General features: G+C 51.8%; 16 protein-coding genes. 6 read left to right on the top strand and 10 right to left on the bottom strand.

The window, feature by feature from the left end; translation table 11 throughout:
• Nucleotides 1–21: 21 nt before the first annotated feature.
• The gene (locus OCL06_RS12640; protein WP_262995091.1) at nucleotides 22–1,698 is read right to left on the bottom strand and encodes a chloride channel protein; all 1,677 of its coding nucleotides are present in this window, start codon (nucleotides 1,696–1,698) and stop codon (nucleotides 22–24) included.
• A 106-nt stretch (nucleotides 1,699–1,804) separates the two neighbouring features.
• Between OCL06_RS12640 and OCL06_RS12645 the strand changes: the two genes are divergently transcribed.
• Complete coding sequence (locus tag OCL06_RS12645) at nucleotides 1,805–2,533, top strand: cell division protein ZapB (RefSeq protein WP_262995092.1); 729 nt, start codon at nucleotides 1,805–1,807, stop codon at nucleotides 2,531–2,533.
• A 47-nt stretch (nucleotides 2,534–2,580) separates the two neighbouring features.
• Here OCL06_RS12645 and arsB read toward each other — a convergent pair whose 3' ends face one another.
• The 5 genes from arsB to OCL06_RS12670 all read right to left on the bottom strand — a co-directional run bounded on the left by arsB (nucleotide 2,581) and on the right by OCL06_RS12670 (nucleotide 5,858).
• Nucleotides 2,581–3,612 (bottom strand): ACR3 family arsenite efflux transporter, encoded by a 1,032-nt coding sequence (gene arsB / locus OCL06_RS12650; protein WP_262995093.1) that lies wholly within the window; start codon nucleotides 3,610–3,612, stop codon nucleotides 2,581–2,583.
• A 9-nt stretch (nucleotides 3,613–3,621) separates the two neighbouring features.
• Nucleotides 3,622–4,341, bottom strand: a complete 720-nt coding sequence (arsH, locus tag OCL06_RS12655; RefSeq protein ID WP_262995095.1) for an arsenical resistance protein ArsH — start codon at nucleotides 4,339–4,341, stop codon at nucleotides 3,622–3,624.
• Nucleotides 4,341–4,811 carry an arsenate reductase ArsC gene (locus tag OCL06_RS12660; protein ID WP_262995097.1) on the bottom strand — a complete coding sequence of 157 codons (471 nt, stop codon included), beginning with the start codon at nucleotides 4,809–4,811 and terminating at the stop codon, nucleotides 4,341–4,343. Before OCL06_RS12660 ends, arsH begins: the two co-directional genes overlap by 1 nt.
• Nucleotides 4,812–4,826: 15 nt before the next feature.
• Entirely contained in the window at nucleotides 4,827–5,162 is a 336-nt protein-coding gene (locus OCL06_RS12665) for a metalloregulator ArsR/SmtB family transcription factor (RefSeq protein WP_373318486.1), read from the bottom strand.
• Nucleotides 5,163–5,645: 483 nt separating this feature from the next.
• A complete protein-coding gene (locus OCL06_RS12670; protein WP_262995099.1) occupies nucleotides 5,646–5,858 on the bottom strand; it encodes a cold-shock protein in 213 nt (70 codons plus the stop codon).
• A 457-nt stretch (nucleotides 5,859–6,315) separates the two neighbouring features.
• Between OCL06_RS12670 and erpA the strand changes: the two genes are divergently transcribed.
• Nucleotides 6,316–6,660 (top strand): iron-sulfur cluster insertion protein ErpA, encoded by a 345-nt coding sequence (erpA, locus tag OCL06_RS12675; protein WP_262995101.1) that lies wholly within the window; start codon nucleotides 6,316–6,318, stop codon nucleotides 6,658–6,660.
• Between the two features lie 141 nt (nucleotides 6,661–6,801).
• Nucleotides 6,802–7,374, top strand: a complete 573-nt coding sequence (locus OCL06_RS12680) for a glutathione S-transferase family protein (RefSeq protein WP_262995103.1) — start codon at nucleotides 6,802–6,804, stop codon at nucleotides 7,372–7,374.
• Here OCL06_RS12680 and OCL06_RS12685 read toward each other — a convergent pair.
• Nucleotides 7,368–8,333, bottom strand: coding sequence for a D-2-hydroxyacid dehydrogenase (locus OCL06_RS12685; RefSeq protein WP_262995105.1), 966 nt, complete (start codon nucleotides 8,331–8,333; stop codon nucleotides 7,368–7,370). The two genes, OCL06_RS12680 and OCL06_RS12685, sit on opposite strands and share 7 nt — an antisense overlap.
• A gap of 109 nt (nucleotides 8,334–8,442) precedes the next feature.
• Here OCL06_RS12685 and OCL06_RS12690 point away from each other — a divergent pair, with 109 nt between their 5' ends.
• On the top strand, nucleotides 8,443–10,221 hold the full coding sequence (locus OCL06_RS12690) for a trans-sulfuration enzyme family protein (RefSeq protein ID WP_262995107.1): 1,779 nt from the start codon (nucleotides 8,443–8,445) through the stop codon (nucleotides 10,219–10,221).
• 56 nt (nucleotides 10,222–10,277) lie between these two features.
• Nucleotides 10,278–10,706 carry an SRPBCC family protein gene (locus OCL06_RS12695; RefSeq protein ID WP_262995110.1) on the top strand — a complete coding sequence of 143 codons (429 nt, stop codon included), beginning with the start codon at nucleotides 10,278–10,280 and terminating at the stop codon, nucleotides 10,704–10,706.
• 2 nt (nucleotides 10,707–10,708) lie between these two features.
• Here the strand turns inward: OCL06_RS12695 and OCL06_RS12700 are convergent, their stop codons facing one another.
• The 3 genes from OCL06_RS12700 to OCL06_RS12710 form a co-directional block, all read right to left on the bottom strand.
• Nucleotides 10,709–11,830 carry an alkene reductase gene (locus tag OCL06_RS12700; RefSeq protein WP_262995112.1) on the bottom strand — a complete coding sequence of 374 codons (1,122 nt, stop codon included), beginning with the start codon at nucleotides 11,828–11,830 and terminating at the stop codon, nucleotides 10,709–10,711.
• 178 nt (nucleotides 11,831–12,008) lie between these two features.
• Entirely contained in the window at nucleotides 12,009–13,136 is a 1,128-nt protein-coding gene (locus OCL06_RS12705; protein WP_262995114.1) for an anhydro-N-acetylmuramic acid kinase, read from the bottom strand.
• Nucleotides 13,137–13,138: 2 nt separating this feature from the next.
• Complete coding sequence (locus tag OCL06_RS12710; protein WP_262995116.1) at nucleotides 13,139–14,455, bottom strand: peptidoglycan DD-metalloendopeptidase family protein; 1,317 nt, start codon at nucleotides 14,453–14,455, stop codon at nucleotides 13,139–13,141.
• 188 nt (nucleotides 14,456–14,643) lie between these two features.
• Here OCL06_RS12710 and tyrS point away from each other — a divergent pair, with 188 nt between their 5' ends.
• Nucleotides 14,644–15,843: a tyrosine--tRNA ligase gene (gene tyrS / locus OCL06_RS12715; RefSeq protein ID WP_262995118.1), complete on the top strand. Its 1,200-nt coding sequence runs from the start codon at nucleotides 14,644–14,646 to the stop codon at nucleotides 15,841–15,843.
• Nucleotides 15,844–15,897 lie beyond the last annotated feature (54 nt).

Here is a 15,897-nt window from a genome sequence, read left to right on the forward strand (position 1 = left end):
GTAATGCGCCTGAGCGCTAATTTAGTACTGAGCTTTCTGCAAAAAGCTCTGCAGGGTGTTCCAGGTAATGACACCCACAATCTCAGTGGGCTCCGTATCATAAATAAAAACTGCACCACTACGGGCATTTTTCAGCTGTTCATACACTTCATGCAGGGTAGCCTGCCCGCTTAATCCTTCCATATGATGGTAGCTCAGTGCCTGGGCGTCGTGCTCAAGACTAACATTGTACTGAACCAGCTGATAATGCACGTCAATTTCAAAGCGGGATTGTTGTACCACTACCGCCCGCGGGTGGTCGCCCAGATAGTCGGCAATGGCTTTCTCCGGGGCATCAATAAACAGTTTGTAGTCCGTGGTCATGGCCGCCAGCACCCCAGTTTTTTCCAGCGCCTCGCGAATCGAGGAAATGGCGTAGGGCAGATTCTGGTAATCGAGCTGGCGGATAAAAATAGACCGGTTGCCAAAAAATTGGGTGGAGGTGACGTAGGCCGGCACAATAACCAGCATGGCCGGCAGAATAATTTGCGGTGAATAGGAAAGCTCCATGACCGCTGACAGCGCGGCCAGCGGGGCGTGCAGCACAGCCGTGAGCATGCCGGCGACGCCCAGTAAAGCAAAACTGCTGGTGTACTCCTGCACATTCAGTAACGAGGATAACGGTAGCAGCAGTACCGCCCCGGCCAGCATACCAATCACCATCACCGGCCCGATAATACCGCCAGGTACACCCAATCCGATGGCACACACTGCAAGTACGGTTTTGGCAACTAATACTGCAATAAGCAACCAGGTGCCAGGCCCGGCGGCAAACAGGTTCTCCACGTCAATAAAACTTGCGCCCCGCGCTTCGGGTAACAGCATGCCTACCACGCCGGTGATCACCGCCGCCAGCACCAGCCGCCACATCATATTGACCGGCCGGAATAACGTCATAATATGCATCAGCAGGTTGTTAAACAGGGTAGCCAGCATGCCCAGCAAAATGCCCAGTAAAATCAGATAGAAGTACATCCATTCGCTGAATACGGCGAACGATAAGAACGAGAGTTCGTTGATTTCACCGAATACCATGCGGGTGAGCACCGAGCCACACGCGGCAGCCAGCATAACAGGCACAAAAATGTGAATTTTATATTCACGCAGCACCACCTCCATCACGAAAATGACTGCTGCAAACGGGGTATTGAACGAGGCAGAAATGCCGGCGGCTATGCCACACCCAGCCAGGATCCGGATACTGTTGTAAGGAAGCCGGAACCACTGACCGAGAAAGCTGCTACCGGCGGCGCCTAAATGCACCGACGGTCCCTCGCGGCCTACTACAAAGCCGCCGGCAAGGGCCAGCATGCCACCAAAAAACTGATTAATGGTGGTACGAAAGGGCACATGCCCGTAGTAATACTTTACCCGGTGAATGATGAAGGGGATCCCCATCCGGTAATGCTTGAAGCCCGTTACAAAGGCAATGGCCAGAATGATAAGGGCGGCCATGAGCGGCATGAGCAGGTAAACTGGCCAGTCACTGTCAAACCATGAGCGCAACATGGAAAAGCCATTGTGCTGCAGCCACTCCACGCACAGTCTGAACAGAATGATCAGCAGTGCCGCACACACACCACCCACAATGCCCAGCAGGCAAAGCTGCACGGTGGTTCTGGGATGAGCCAGTTCTTGTCTCAGGGCCGACAAACGCATGGTGTGATACAGTGTGTGTTCGAGAATATAAATTCATGGTATCACAACTGCTTGCTAATCATCATCTTATGGCATACTAAAGCCATTGAACTCACAGGGATCTGGTATGACACCTGAAGCACTGAAAGCCAGACTGGGTACGTATCGCTTGTCGTTACTGGTAATGGTAGCGCTGATTGCCATGGCAGTCTTCGGTTATCAGCTGGCTGACTTCCAGAAGCAGGGCACTCAGTCACGGGTGCCTGCAATGAAACGCACCATTACTTTATTAAAAGATGAAAACGCTGCACTGCAGACCCGGGTAAATCAGCTGGAGGTTGCACTGAACCTGGCCGAGCAGGAAGCACAAAGTGGCCGTCAGTTGCAGCAGGAGCACTTGCAAACTATTGCCGAACTACAAACCCAATTGGGCTTTTATCAGAACGTAATGGCGCCGGAAACTACCCAGGATGGTTTTTTTATAGACGGTATACAGGCCATTGCTAATGCCAGTGACGATCAATTCACGCTGCGTTTCGTGCTACTGCAGCAGCGGGATAACCGGGCCATCGTAAAAGGAAACCTTGAAGTGGCGATTGTTGGTAGCCAGGATGGCGAGCCCGTTACGTTAACTGCGGGAAGTGAGCAGTTTCTGCCAGAAGGACCGATAAAGTACCGGTTTAAGTATTTTCAGACGGTCAATGTGAAATTTACGCTGCCGACTGGCTTTGTGCCGGAGTCGGTGCGCTTCGACACGTATGTGTATCAGTACACCACTTTACGGGGGCGCTATCAGCGCACAGTGCCATGGGAGAAGGTGGTGGCCGGGGAATCGCCTGCGGAGGACACCCCCTGACGCAGGATTACGCTCAGGCGGTCCTGCGGGGTAGGGAGGTAGCAACGCTAGGCGTTACTACCAGCGTCAAACCAGTGCCGGGTGCGGTTGGCAAACCAAACCAGCGACAGCATCACCGGTACTTCCACCAGCACACCCACCACGGTTGCGAGTGCGGCACCCGAGTGTAGCCCGAATACTGAAATAGCCACGGCCACCGCCAGTTCAAAAAAGTTGGAGGTGCCAATCATGCAGGCCGGCGCGGCCACGTTGTGTGGCAGTTTTAGTCGTTTCGCCAGCCAGTATGCCAGTGCAAAAATGCCGTAAGTCTGAATTAACAGCGGGATAGCAATGAGCACGATGGCTTCGGGTTTGTCTAAAATGGTCTCCGACTGAAAGCCGAATAGCAGTACCACGGTGGCAATCAGCCCCACGATAGACCAGGGCTTCATGGTATCCAGAAACCGGTTCAGGCGCGTGTGGTCATCTTTTTTATCCAATCGCTTGCGGGTATACGCCCCCGCCAGAAGCGGTACCAGTACATACAGTAGTACCGACAACAACAGGGTATCCCACGGCACGGTGATATCTGTCACCCCAAGCAGTAAGCCGGCCAGGGGGGCGAAAGCAAAGATCATAATCACATCGTTGATTGAGACCTGCACCAGGGTGTAGTTGGCATCGCCTCGTGTGAGCTGACTCCATACAAATACCATAGCCGTACAGGGAGCCACACCCAACAGGATCATACCGGCAATGTACTCACTGGCGGTTTGTGGGTCGACCCAGTCTGCAAAGATGCCTTTGAAAAATAACCAGCCTAATAAGGCCATTGTAAAAGGCTTAACCAGCCAGTTTACAATGAGGGTGAGAATAAGCCCTCTGGGCTTCTTACCCACATCTTTGATAGACGAGAAGTCGATTTGTACCATCATGGGGTAAATCATCAGCCAGATGAGTACCGCGATGACGAGATTGACGTGTGCATATTCAAACTGCGCGACGGTTTCGAAAATACCGGGTACCAGTGTGCCGGCGGTTATCCCCACCAGAATAGCCAGCCCTACCCAGACACTTAAGAAACGTTCAAAAAATCCCATGCTATTCTCCTATATGGCCCGTTGGTTTACGCGCTGACTGACCTGGTCGGCAGACTCCACCCGTTCTGAATAACGATCGACCAGATGCGCCTGATTATCACGCAACAACAATGTGAACTTCATTAGCTCTTCCATCACGTCCACGATGCGATTGTAGAAGGGGGACGGCTTCATGCGACCATCTTCTTCAAACTCCATGAAGGCTTTGGGTACCGAAGACTGATTGGGTATGGTCACCATGCGCATCCAGCGGCCCAGTACACGGAGCTGATTGACGGTATTAAACGATTGTGAGCCACCACACACCTGCATTACTGCCAGGGTTTTACCTTGGGTAGGGCGCACACCGCCGAGGTTCAGCGGCACCCAGTCTATCTGGCTCTTAAAAATACTGGTCATTGAACCGTGACGCTCGGGGGAACACCATACCTGACCTTCAGACCATATCATTAACTCGCGCAACTCCTGCACCTTGGGGTGGGTATCTTCGCAGGAGTTTGTCTGCGGCAGGCCTTCAGGGTTAAATATGCGCGTTTCCGCGCCCATAGCTGTAAGTAGCCGTGCGCTCTCTTCCACCACCAGGCGACTGAACGACCGCGTACGCAGCGAGCCATACAGCAGTAATATTTTAGGCTTATGGCTGGATGGCGTTGCGGCAAAATGACGGTGGTCCGGCGCCTGGAATTGCTCTGGATCGATATTCGGTAATGTGTGATCGATATCGCTCATTAGCGTGCTCCTGACTGTTTAAGTGCTGTGGCCACTTGATTGATGTCAGAGGTGGTATCGAGAATGCCCAGAAGGGTATCTACCCGCTGCTCAATCTCATGAATACACGCAGCAAATGCCTGAGCTTTTTGTTCTTCACTGCCGGTAGATTTTGACGGATCGGCCAGTCCCCAGTGCACTTTAACGCTCTTTGTGAAGTAGAGAGGGCAGGCTTCGCCAGCAGCAGCGTCACACACAGTAATTACTAAGTCTGGTGCAAAGTCTTCAAACGCATCCCACGACTGACTTTCCAGACCGTCGGTGACGTAACCGTGCTCCTCAAGGTAGCGGAGGCTCAGCGGATGCACTTCGCCAGCAGGCTGGCTGCCAGCACTGCGCGCTTCGATGCGCCCGGCTGCCCGCTGGTTGCTGATTGCCTCGCAGAGGATGCTGCGGCACCGGTTATGGGTACAAATATACAGAATTTTCATAGTGGACCTTTTGAGTTAGCAGCAGTTACGGCTGGCCAGACTGGATTTAACACGGGCCAGTGCATCGGCAAAGTAACCCGGATTGTCTGCGGCAGTGCGGTGGATGACCTCTTTCGCCCACACCGGTAATTGCGGACTTAACTGGTAATACACCCATTTGCCGCGACGCTCATCGTGCAGAATTCCGCACTTACGTAACGACGCAAGGTGTCGGGATATTTTTGGCTGATCCTGATCTAACGCAGCCACCAGATCGCACACGCAGGCTTCGCCGACTTCACGGATAAGTAAGACTGATAGCAGTCGCGTTTCGTCAGCCAGACATTTGAAAAATTGGCAGGGGTTCATCATTCACATGTGTTTATAAACATATGTGAAAAATGACATGTTTTGTAGCAGCCGTCAATGTAAACCATCAAGATAATGGTTAACCGGCGTTAGGCGTTCACGAAAAAGATGAGTTGCAACTATTAAGTTTTACTTAAATGAGGTCGCTGGGTGGTCAGTGGTTTGAATTGCAGGTGAAAAAGGGGTTATTCAACGTATAAAAATATTATGAAACGTTGAGCAACCAATTTATAAATAATTTTTTCTGACCACGATCTTTTAATTCAACATAACTTTTGTTGTTTTTATCGGAATACGAAATAGCGTATTTACTGACAGAAATATTTTGTATGGGTGGGTTAGCCTGAATTTGCTTGCCCTGAATGATGATACTTTGAATGAGATGTCTCTTTGGAGTAGAGCCGCTTTTACTGAGAGGATGTAGAAGTGGAAAAATGAAAAAACGGGACAGGCGAGCGCCTGTCCCGGTTACGTATAATCGGACAGTTAGCCGACTACTACGTTAGTAGCCTGCAGGCCTTTTTGACCGTTTTCAACGTTGAACGTTACTGCCTGGCCTTCAGACAGAGTCTTGAAGCCGTCAGAAACGATTGAACGGAAATGTACGAATACGTCTTTGCCGCCGTTATCCTGAGTAAGGAAGCCAAAACCTTTGTCTTCGTTAAACCACTTAACAACGCCATTTACTGAATTAGACATAATATATAACCTTTTTTAAATAATTGTTGGTGAAAATCACCGGTGTAGCGATAGATATGACTTTGCTAGTAGCGCATGTGTATATCTAAAATCGACTTTAAAAAAGGAGAATGAAGAATGAAACAGTGCAGTAGTAGAAAAAGCTTTAATTATCTAAAGCCCGTGCATAGTACATTTAATGCAGGGGGCTGTCTAACTATTTAGTGAATTATTTTTAGTATGGAGAAGTGAATGTCACGCATATAGGTTCAGGTTGTTGTTTCTGCTGTTAATTTTTAGTTTTTCTTAAATGGGAGGGCCCTGGTTTCAATATTGCTCGAACCTGCAGAGTGTCGTTCAGGGGAGCAAATGGAGGAATTGTTGCCAACGCGCTCGCAATAGTTGATAGAACTACTCAAGTATTAGATAATTGACCCGGTAATGGGTGCATCTGCACGCATATTGAATTGAGGTACTTATGTCTGTAGAAACCGCGCTGCCTATTGAGTTTTCCGATGCAGCGGCACGCAAAGTCAAAGCTCTGGTCACTGAAGAAGAAAACCCTGAGTTAAAACTGCGGGTGTACGTAACCGGCGGCGGCTGTTCCGGATTTCAGTATGGCTTCACGTTCGATGAAAAAGTGAATGAAGGGGATATGACCATCGAAAAAGACGATGTCACCCTGGTAGTAGATCCTATGAGCCTGCAATATCTGGTAGGCGGTGTGGTCGACTATGTGGAAGGCCTGGAAGGTGCCCGCTTTCTGGTTGAGAACCCTAACGCCACCACCACCTGTGGTTGCGGTGCCAGCTTCAGCGTTTAATTTTTCGTTCGAACATAACGGAGTGGACTGCCACTCCGTGCTTGCCCTTTTCCGGTTTTTTCGTTTATTGTTTTAGCCAGGTTGTGCCATTAATTAACGGTTCAGGCTTTTGTGCTAAGCAGCTATTACAGGGGAACGGCAATGAAACTTTATGGTTCGACAACGTCACCTTACGTACGGCGTATTCGCGTCGTCCTCTCGCAAACCCCGCACGAGTTTATCAATCTGCAGATATTTTCCGGTGATGACAGAGAATTGCTGGCCTCACGCAATCCCGCTCTGAAAGTACCGTGTCTGGAAGATGACGGACGCGTCATTCTCGACTCCCGCATTATTTACAGCTACCTGTCCGAGAAGTTTGATTACAAGCCACTGTCCTGGGACGAAGAGAACATGCTGACGCTGATCGATGCCGCTAACGACTCCTTTGTGCAGTTACTGTTACTGGGCCGCTCAGATATCGATACCAGCGATGACAAACTGCATTTCCGCCTACAGAAGGAGCGAATTGAAGCCACTCTGACCTCTCTTGAAAAGCAGCTCGAGTCCGGTTTATTTGCGGCATGGCGTTATCCTGAGATTTGCCTTTATAGCCTGGTAGACTGGGTGGAATTCAGAGAGCTGCACAGCCTTGCGGATTACCCACAGCTAAAGGCGTTCCGGGAAAAGCATCAGGATCGCATTGAACTGACAGCCACCGACCCCCGTCAGTAACCTTTATTGAAATCCAGTACGTACTGCAGCGGCTGCCTCTGGTAGTAGCGCTGCGCGTTATCCAGAAAAATGTCAGCCACGTCGGAAGGATGGGAGATAGCAGCGGTATGTTGGGTCACCAGCACTTTAGGGTGTGCCCAGTACGGATGCTCGGCGGGTAGCGGCTCGGTACGAAAGACATCCAGTACCGCTCCTCGTAGGCGGTCTTTATCCAGCGCGTCCAACAATGCTTCATCATCAATCGCGGCGCCCCGGCCTGCATTAATCAGCACCGCGTGGCTGGGCAGCGCCCGCAAGAAGCTTTCCTCTATCACATTGCGAGTAGCCGGCGTGTCCGGAAGCAGGTTAACTACCGCATCAGCCTGCGCCGCCAGCTCACATTTTTGTGCCAGTGAGTACGTACGCTGGTAGCCCTCCACAGGTGTGCCATTGCGGTTAAGGCCGATGACAGTCATTCCCAGCGCCTGCGCCACCGGCACCAATGCGGCCGCAATCGAGCCTGCCCCCAGAATCGCCAGCGTCTGCCCCGCCAGTGACGCCGTGGGTGGCTGCATCCAGCGCTCCGGTCCCGGCGCCCGTTGCAATGCCTGGAAACGGGCTATCTCGCGGCTGTAGTAAAGCAGATGAGCAAACACGTATTCGCGCATCTGTTCGCCAAAAATATTCTTCACGCCGGTGAGCACATAATCCTGTTTGGGTTGGGCCAGCAGCGGTGCATTCCCGGCCCAGGTCGACTGACACCATTGCAGGTGCGGGCAGTGCGGCACTATTTCGGCCGCCAGATCCGGGTCTGCCAGCAGTACGGAAATACGTTTAGGATCTATGTCGGCCACCTGATCACTGTGCTGATCCACGATGAGGAGACCCGGTGAGTGTTGCGTGAGTAAGGCACAGAACTCACTGGCATCGCGACTAAGAATGGTGACTGAAAGGGGGCTGGCTGGCATAGAGTAACTCACAGTAAAGATTTCTTTCCTCTTAATAACGGGCTGCCATCAGCCCGTGTGTTTATAAATTGTTAGTAACAAATTACATTCCCGTAACACATTACAATAAGAGAATGCAGTTATGACTACTACCCTGGATCATGCGAAATGCCTGTCGCCGCGTCGCAATACCACTACCGCCGATTCGGTGGAGGCGCTTGTCGCCGAACAATTGACTCATTTTGGTATCGATAGCGACTCTGAGTACGGGCAGGCGCTGAGTAGCACCGCCACGCACCTGTATCAGGCACAGTCTGATGTCATGTCACTTTGGGACATTACCAGTTCGTCACTGAAATCGCTAAATAAAGAAGACCGGCTGGCTTACTTTAATGCCAAAAAGTTTCTGTCTTTTCAGATTGCTAAAATTCTCGATACCTTACAAAACCCGTTCAGAGCCACCTACCAGAGCCTGTCTGGTGGCAACGGCTCGCAAGGGCATTATCCGTTGTTCGACAATGTGACCGCATTGTTTTCGGCTACACCGGTCATTGTGCGCACGGCCACCTATGTGTATGCCTGTACAGAATGGGTAGATGATGCCTTTCAGGGCAAGGAATTTACCCACCAGATATATTCCCGCTTACTGAACCCCACCAATATTTCGCTGGCCAATGCCATTGTTGATATGGAAGCGGGTCCCTATTCGGCCGATTATCTGGCGTGGAATTTTAATTCCGGTATGGCGGCTATAGATGGCATGCTCTCTAATGTGCTGTCACACGGTGACATCCTGATTGTTTCGCGCAACGTGTACGGTGGTGTGTACCAGCTGCTGCACGACTATTTTGCCCGGGAAAACCGTATGAATATCCGGTTAGCCTGGTTCGACGGTTATACCCGTGAGGAATTTGCGTCTTTTTATGCACAAACCCGCGCAGAATACGAAAACGAACTGAATGACGGCGCGAACCTGCATGTGTACCTCGAGTCACCCTGTAACCCCCATGGCTATGTACTCGATGTGCCCGGTATTTGTGAGGAAGCTCATGGCCATGACTCACTGGTTATGCTGGACTCCACCCTGGCCACACCTGTGTTGCATCAGCCTCTGCAACATGCAGATAAAGCGGCGCGGCCCGACTATATCGTACACAGTTATACTAAGGACATTTGCGGCAGTGGGGCCACCACCGCCGGGGTAGTCATTGCCGAGAGTTACCGGATGTTTCAGCCGAAAGGCGCGTGCGTAAACGGTTACGACTGGTCACGCACCCTGTTTTGGGACGTGTATTACATCAAAGGGGCGTTCTTAGACTCTGAAAAGGCCTTTGATGTATTAAATGGTATGAAAACGCTGGAGCAGCGCATGATGACGAAAGTCATCAACACCAAGGTGTTTACGGCGTTTCTGGATGCACATCCACAATTACGGGTTAACAGCCATGCAGTGGTTACCCATAGAAACGCTGGCCTATGTGAAAAGCAGCACAAACACGGTTGGCCGTGTGCGTTGTTTACTGTCGACATGGCGCGGGCCGGTCTGGATCGCCACGCCTTTACCCGCTTTTTTGATGCGTTGGAGCCTGCCTTCAGTCATCAGGTCAGTATTGGCCAGACCAACACCATTATTCTGTGCCCGGCCCTGACCTCGCATTCAGAGCTTAGTCCAGAGGAACAAAAGAAAGCCGGTATTGAACTCACCACCATGCGCATCGCCATGGGCACCGATAACGTGAAACAGCTGATAGCGCACTTCATTCTGGCTGCCCGCCACTTTATCGATCCGCAGGTAGCAGGATTTACCAATGATTTTATGTCGCCTGAGCAGGTAGATGAGCTATATCAGCGGATCAGCATGGAAGTGTGTGAGCAGCACTTCAGCAACGTGCCGAAAACCGCGGAACTGTTGCAGGAATAGCGCTGATTGCCGATACCTAGTACACTTCTCTAAAGGATTAGTTTGCAGGTATCGGCATGTATCATCTTACCCTCAATGCGACGTTTCATACGTCGGTTACCCACCTGTTTGACGCGTTTCACCGCCCCGAATTACTTATTCAGTGGTTTGCGCCCGGAAGTGCGCAGGTATCGCAGATTATGGCGAACTTCACGGAAGGGGGGCGCTATCGGATCACCATGCAGGAACCTAACGGTGACAAGTATACCCTGACCGGGATTTACAGTTATATCCGCCGAAATGAGAAGATTGTGATGTCATGGGCGTGGGAAGATGACCGGGAAGAGTCAGTGATCACCACGGTAGAAGTGGAGCTGGAATCGGTAGATGACGCCACCACCGCGTTAACGCTGATCCACTCAGGCTTTGCCAATGAGCAGGAACGGAATCAGCATCAACAGGGCTGGATGGCGTGTTTTGAAAAACTGTCAGGTGTGCAGTACTAGTCTTAGCTTATCTTTTCCAGCTCTTGCTTACCGCTTTCTTCACGATACATATCGTAATCGCTGTAGCCCTCTGCGCCACCACCATACCACTGCGACGGATCGTCAAAGTCGGTTAGCGGGACATTGTGCTGGTAGCGGTAGGGCAGATCCGGGTTCGTGATCCACGGACGACCAAACGCGATCATATCCCCGTCCCCCTCGGCAATGCGGGTTTCTGCCTGCGCCTTATCATAGCCACAATTGCCCATCAGCATACCGTCATAAAATGACCGGAATTCGGCCAGTGTCATGGGCTCGCCCCGCTCATGAAAGCCAAAGCCCAGGCCATCCATGACGTGCAGGTAGCCTACCTGTAACTGGTTAAGCTGTTGTGCAACATAGCGATACAGTTCGCGGAAATCATCACAGCCCATGTCATTAAACACCCCATTGGGTGATAACCGAACGCCCACCTGAGAAGCCGGCCATACCTCCAAAACGGCATCCATCACTTCGCCCAGAAAGCGATAACGGTTTTCAATACTGCCGCCATATTCGTCTTCACGCTGATTACTGCGACCATCAAGAAACTGATTGATCAGGTACCCATTCGCAGCATGCACTTCGATGCCGTCAAAACCGGCGGCCTTGGCGTTGATGGCTGCCTGTCGGAAGTCCGCCACCGTCCGGCGAATATCATCGTGGGTCATTGGCTCAGGGACTTCGTAGGCTTTCTTGCCTTCAGGTGTATGGATTTCGTCTCCTTCCAGCTTCACGGCAGAGGCCGAAAGCGGCAGTTCGCCCTCATGAAAATCGCTGTGCGACGCCCGGCCACAGTGCCAGAGCTGCAGCACCATACGGCCGTTCGCTTCATGAACACGAGATGTAACAGAGCGCCACCCTGCGACCATGGCATCGGTGTAAATGCCGGGTGAATCTACCCAGCCTAACCCTTCTTCGGAAATTGACGTTGCCTCTGAAATAATCAGTCCGGCGGTGGCCCGCTTCACGTAGTAGTCGCCCATAATCTTATTGGGGATACGATCAGCGCCGGCGCGACCGCGGGTCAAGGGGGCCAGAGCCATACGGTTGGTCAGCGTGAAGCCCGCCCACTGTATGGGTGTAAATAATGGTGAATCTGACATGCTTACTCCTAGTCATTGCTTGACCGACGAGGGGCCTGGTTCGTACCAGACAACACATCATGCTCGTCAGTATTAATACATGTAACCGATTAATACTGCGCCTATGATACGAAAGATTGATTCTAAATTAGTATAAATTATTCACCCGGGGGCATTGACGCCAACAGCCGGGCAATCATCAGACAGGACAATATGTGCCGAGAACCGCGGCGCGGGAAGCGCCTGTGACAGAGGGGATGTTGCCGGGAATACGGTTTAGAAATGCATACGCCAGCCAGGCAAATGCCGCCCCTTCCACTTGCTGGGGGTGTATCCCTGCCTGGTCGCTGGTGGTCAGACTATAGTGAGGTAATCGTTCCTTCAGTGCCCGCATAAGCGTACTGTTAAATGCACCGCCGCCGCACACCAATACATCCTTCGCCTGGCTGTTTTGCGTGATTGCGTCACTCAGCGTGTGGGTAGTGAGGGCCAGCAGGGTGGCCTGGACATCTTCAGGCGCCAGGTTTAACGGGGCGAGCAGATGGTTCAGCCAGTTAAGATTAAAATGTTCACGGCCGGTTGACTTAGGTGCCGTTCGAGTAAAGTAAGGATCTTTCAGGAGTCGGCCTAGCAGGCGGGCGTTCACGGTGCCTGCAGCTGCCCACTGGCCGTCGTGATCATAAGCCTTGCCAGTGTGTTGCAAACACCATGCGTCCATCAGGGTGTTACCGGGGCCGGTGTCGAAACCCTCAACCGGTTCGGGACTGCCCGCCGGGGGGAGGATGCTGATATTGGCGATACCACCGATATTGGCCACTACCCGGGAGGCCAGAGGCCGGGAAAATACCGCCTGGTGAAAAGCCGGCACCAAGGGGGCGCCTTCGCCACCAAGGGCAATATCTTTACGTCTGAAGTCGGCGATGACGTCGATACCGGTGAGTACCGCCAGGGAGTTGGGGTCGCCGAGTTGGAGCGTGAAACCGAAAGGAACCGCGCCCTGATGAACGGGCACTCCCTTGGGGTGATGGCGAACCGTCTGGCCATGAGAACCGATGGCTTTAATGGCGTCGGGCTGCAGGCCGGTTTGTGCCAGTAATTTATTCACTGCTTTGGCAAAGGTGTCGGCGACAGCGCGGTCGGCACTGCCCATCAGGTTAATTTCTTCTGTACCTGGCCTGCACAGTGAATGTAACGCGGTTAATAATGTAACGGGGTAGGGCAGCGACACACTGTCGCAGGTAATGACCTCATTACCGGTGATGTCGCAGAGGACGGCGTCCACGCCGTCCATACTGGTGCCTGACATCAGGCCGATATAATAGGCCATGATTACTGCATTGCGAGCATAATACGTTTAGTGGTTTGCAACTGAGCCAGCCGGTTTTCGGCAATCTGCATAAACTCTGCACGCTCAGATTCGGCGATGGGTCGTGCTTTGGGCAATTCTACCGTGCGCGGATTGCGGTGCACACCGTCGACCAGGAACTCGTAATGTACATGCGGGCCCGAAGCCAGGCCAGTACTGCCCAGGTAGCCAATGGTCTGGCCCTGCTTTACCGTTTCGCCCACTTTTACCGCACGCTTGCGAAAGTGCAGGTATTTAGTGGTGTATTTCTCACCATGCTGAATAAACACGTGGTGGCCGTTGTACTTATCGTAGGATGACTTAACGACTTTACCGTCACCGGTAGCCAGAACCGGCGTGCCGACCCGTGCTACATAATCGGTACCACGGTGGGCTTTCCAGCGCTTCTGAACCGGGTGAAAACGCGCCTTGGAAAAGTTTGAGCTCACGTACTTGAAGTTCACCGGGGCTTTCAGAAAGCTCTTACGCATACTACGGCCTTCCGGCGTGTAGTAATTACCGTCGCTATGCTGAATAGCCGCAAATTGCTCTCCATGATTGACAAATTCAGCCGCTACAATATCGCCGAAACCGACAAACTCGCCATCGATGTAGTGTTCTTCGTAAACCACATTGAAGGTATCTCCACGGCGGATTTCCATGGCGAAATCGATGTCCCAGCCGAAAATACCGGCCAGGTGCATAATCTGGTTATCGGTCAGTCCGGCCACTACGCCGGCATTCCAGAAGCTGGACTCTATCTCGCCCTGCGCAAAGTTATAGCGGATGTCTACGTCTTTAGTTTCCACCTCTGACGCCAGGGTGCCGGTGTCATCAGCGCGTACAAACAGAGTTTCGGTGGCAGATAACTGATACTTCAGTTCACCAAATCCGCCTTCAGCATTGCTGCGCAGATATAGCTCATCACCGGGCAACAGGGTAACCAGCGTTTTTGCCAGCTCACCAGCCTGGGTAACATTATAGACATCACGACCAGTCAGTCCGGCGCGCTTGAAAATTTTCGCCAGGGTGTCACCGCTGCGCACTTCATAACGGTGCCACTCGGCATCATCGTCCTGCAACAGTACTTCCGGAGAGTCGTTAAGAGATAATTCTAAGGGGTAACGTACGCCGGCATCGAGCACCAGACCTTCCTGGTGTCGGCTTGCTTCTACCGGGTCGGATGGAAACAGCACCAACGCACATAACAAGGCGCTGGCAGCGGCCAGTCCGGTGCGGTGGGGTTTGGGTAACGTTTTCAGGGTTTTAACAACCGCCGATTTTTTCAATATGATTCTCATAAAACTACCTAACTTGAGAATATCGCGTAAAACCGCGCCTTTCTATATTATTGCATAAAAAAGCAACGTTTTATTCATTCTTATCAGAAATCCGTTTTTTGACAGTCAATCCTTTCAATGGTTCATTCGGATGCGTAAAATGCCCAGCCTGGAAATTAACGCAACACTAGTGAGTGCAGAATATAACCATGAGTGACTGGCAAGCCGCTTTGGCTGAAATTAAACGGGGCACGGACGAAATCCTGCCTGAAGACGAGCTGATAGAAAAACTCAAATCAGGTAAACCACTGACCGTTAAGGCCGGGTTTGACCCCACAGCGCCTGACCTGCACCTTGGTCACACTGTACTAATCAATAAGTTGCGGGCGTTCCAGCAACTTGGCCATAAGGTTGTTTTTCTTATCGGTGACTTTACCGGCCTTATTGGCGATCCTACAGGGAAAAACGTGACACGCAAGCCCCTGAGCAAAGAACAGGTATTGGAAAACGCGAAAACGTATCAGGAACAGGTGTTCAAAATACTGGATCCCGCCAAGACAGAAATCCGCTTTAACTCAGAGTGGATGGACAAGCTGGGTGCCGATGGCATGATCAAGCTGGCGGCCAGCCAGACCGTTGCGCGTATGCTGGAACGGGATGATTTTAAAAAGCGTTATACCAGCGGCCAGCCCATCGCTATCCATGAATTCTTATACCCGCTGGTTCAGGGGTGGGACTCAGTAGCCCTGGATGCCGATGTTGAGCTGGGAGGCACCGACCAGCGCTTTAACCTGTTAATGGGTCGCGAACTGCAAAAAGAGCAGGGACAAAGCCCGCAGGCAATTTTGATGGTGCCGCTGCTGGAAGGTCTGGACGGCGTGCAGAAAATGTCGAAGTCGCTGAACAACTACATTGGCATTACGGATACGCCCAATGAGATGTTCGGCAAGGTCATGTCTATCTCCGACGACCTGATGTGGCGCTACTACGACCTGGTCAGCTTTTTACCGCTGGATGACATTGCCGCGCTCAAAGCTCGTGTGGAAGCCGGTGAGAATCCCAGAGATATTAAAATACTGCTGGCGAAAGAGATTATCGCGCGCTTCCATGACGATGACGCGGCTGAAAGAGCCCATCAGGACTTTATTCAGCGCTTCCAGAAAAATGCGATACCTGACGAGATGCCTGAGCATGCTTTCTCACTGGACGGCGAAGGTATGACAATTGGTCATTTACTGAAGTCCGCTGGTCTGGTGGCTTCTACCTCAGATGCCATGCGTATGATCAAGCAGGGCGCAGTGAAGATTGACGGCGAAAAAGTCACTGACACCCGTCTCACCCTGACTGAGCCAGGCGAAAACGTTTACCAGGTAGGCAAGCGCAAGTTTGCCCGGGTGACGCTGAAGTAATCTCTGCTGGCTGACTCAGCCAGGTACAAAAAGAATGCCGCTACCAGATATTGG

Origin of the sequence: Alteromonas salexigens, assembly GCF_025628895.1 — a bacterium.
Classification (GTDB): domain Bacteria; phylum Pseudomonadota; class Gammaproteobacteria; order Enterobacterales; family Alteromonadaceae; genus Alteromonas; species Alteromonas salexigens.

Bases quoted from the DNA above. Each gene is read 5' to 3' on its own strand.
- OCL06_RS12660 (WP_262995097.1), bottom strand. From the start codon at position 4,811: ATGAAAATTCTGTATATTTGTACCCATAACCGGTGCCGCAGCATCCTC.
- OCL06_RS12700 (WP_262995112.1), bottom strand. From the start codon at position 11,830: ATGTCAGATTCACCATTATTTACACCCATACAGTGGGCGGGCTTCACG.
- OCL06_RS12705 (WP_262995114.1), bottom strand. From the start codon at position 13,136: ATGGCCTATTATATCGGCCTGATGTCAGGCACCAGTATGGACGGCGTG.
- arsH (WP_262995095.1), bottom strand. From the start codon at position 4,341: ATGAGCGATATCGATCACACATTACCGAATATCGATCCAGAGCAATTC.
- OCL06_RS12710 (WP_262995116.1), bottom strand. From the start codon at position 14,455: ATGAGAATCATATTGAAAAAATCGGCGGTTGTTAAAACCCTGAAAACG.
- OCL06_RS12665 (WP_373318486.1), bottom strand. From the start codon at position 5,162: ATGATGAACCCCTGCCAATTTTTCAAATGTCTGGCTGACGAAACGCGA.
- OCL06_RS12695 (WP_262995110.1), top strand. From the start codon at position 10,278: ATGTATCATCTTACCCTCAATGCGACGTTTCATACGTCGGTTACCCAC.
- OCL06_RS12640 (WP_262995091.1), bottom strand. From the start codon at position 1,698: ATGCGTTTGTCGGCCCTGAGACAAGAACTGGCTCATCCCAGAACCACC.
- OCL06_RS12670 (WP_262995099.1), bottom strand. From the start codon at position 5,858: ATGTCTAATTCAGTAAATGGCGTTGTTAAGTGGTTTAACGAAGACAAA.
- OCL06_RS12645 (WP_262995092.1), top strand. From the start codon at position 1,805: ATGACACCTGAAGCACTGAAAGCCAGACTGGGTACGTATCGCTTGTCG.
- erpA (WP_262995101.1), top strand. From the start codon at position 6,316: ATGTCTGTAGAAACCGCGCTGCCTATTGAGTTTTCCGATGCAGCGGCA.
- OCL06_RS12680 (WP_262995103.1), top strand. From the start codon at position 6,802: ATGAAACTTTATGGTTCGACAACGTCACCTTACGTACGGCGTATTCGC.
- tyrS (WP_262995118.1), top strand. From the start codon at position 14,644: ATGAGTGACTGGCAAGCCGCTTTGGCTGAAATTAAACGGGGCACGGAC.
- arsB (WP_262995093.1), bottom strand. From the start codon at position 3,612: ATGGGATTTTTTGAACGTTTCTTAAGTGTCTGGGTAGGGCTGGCTATT.
- OCL06_RS12690 (WP_262995107.1), top strand. From the start codon at position 8,443: ATGACTACTACCCTGGATCATGCGAAATGCCTGTCGCCGCGTCGCAAT.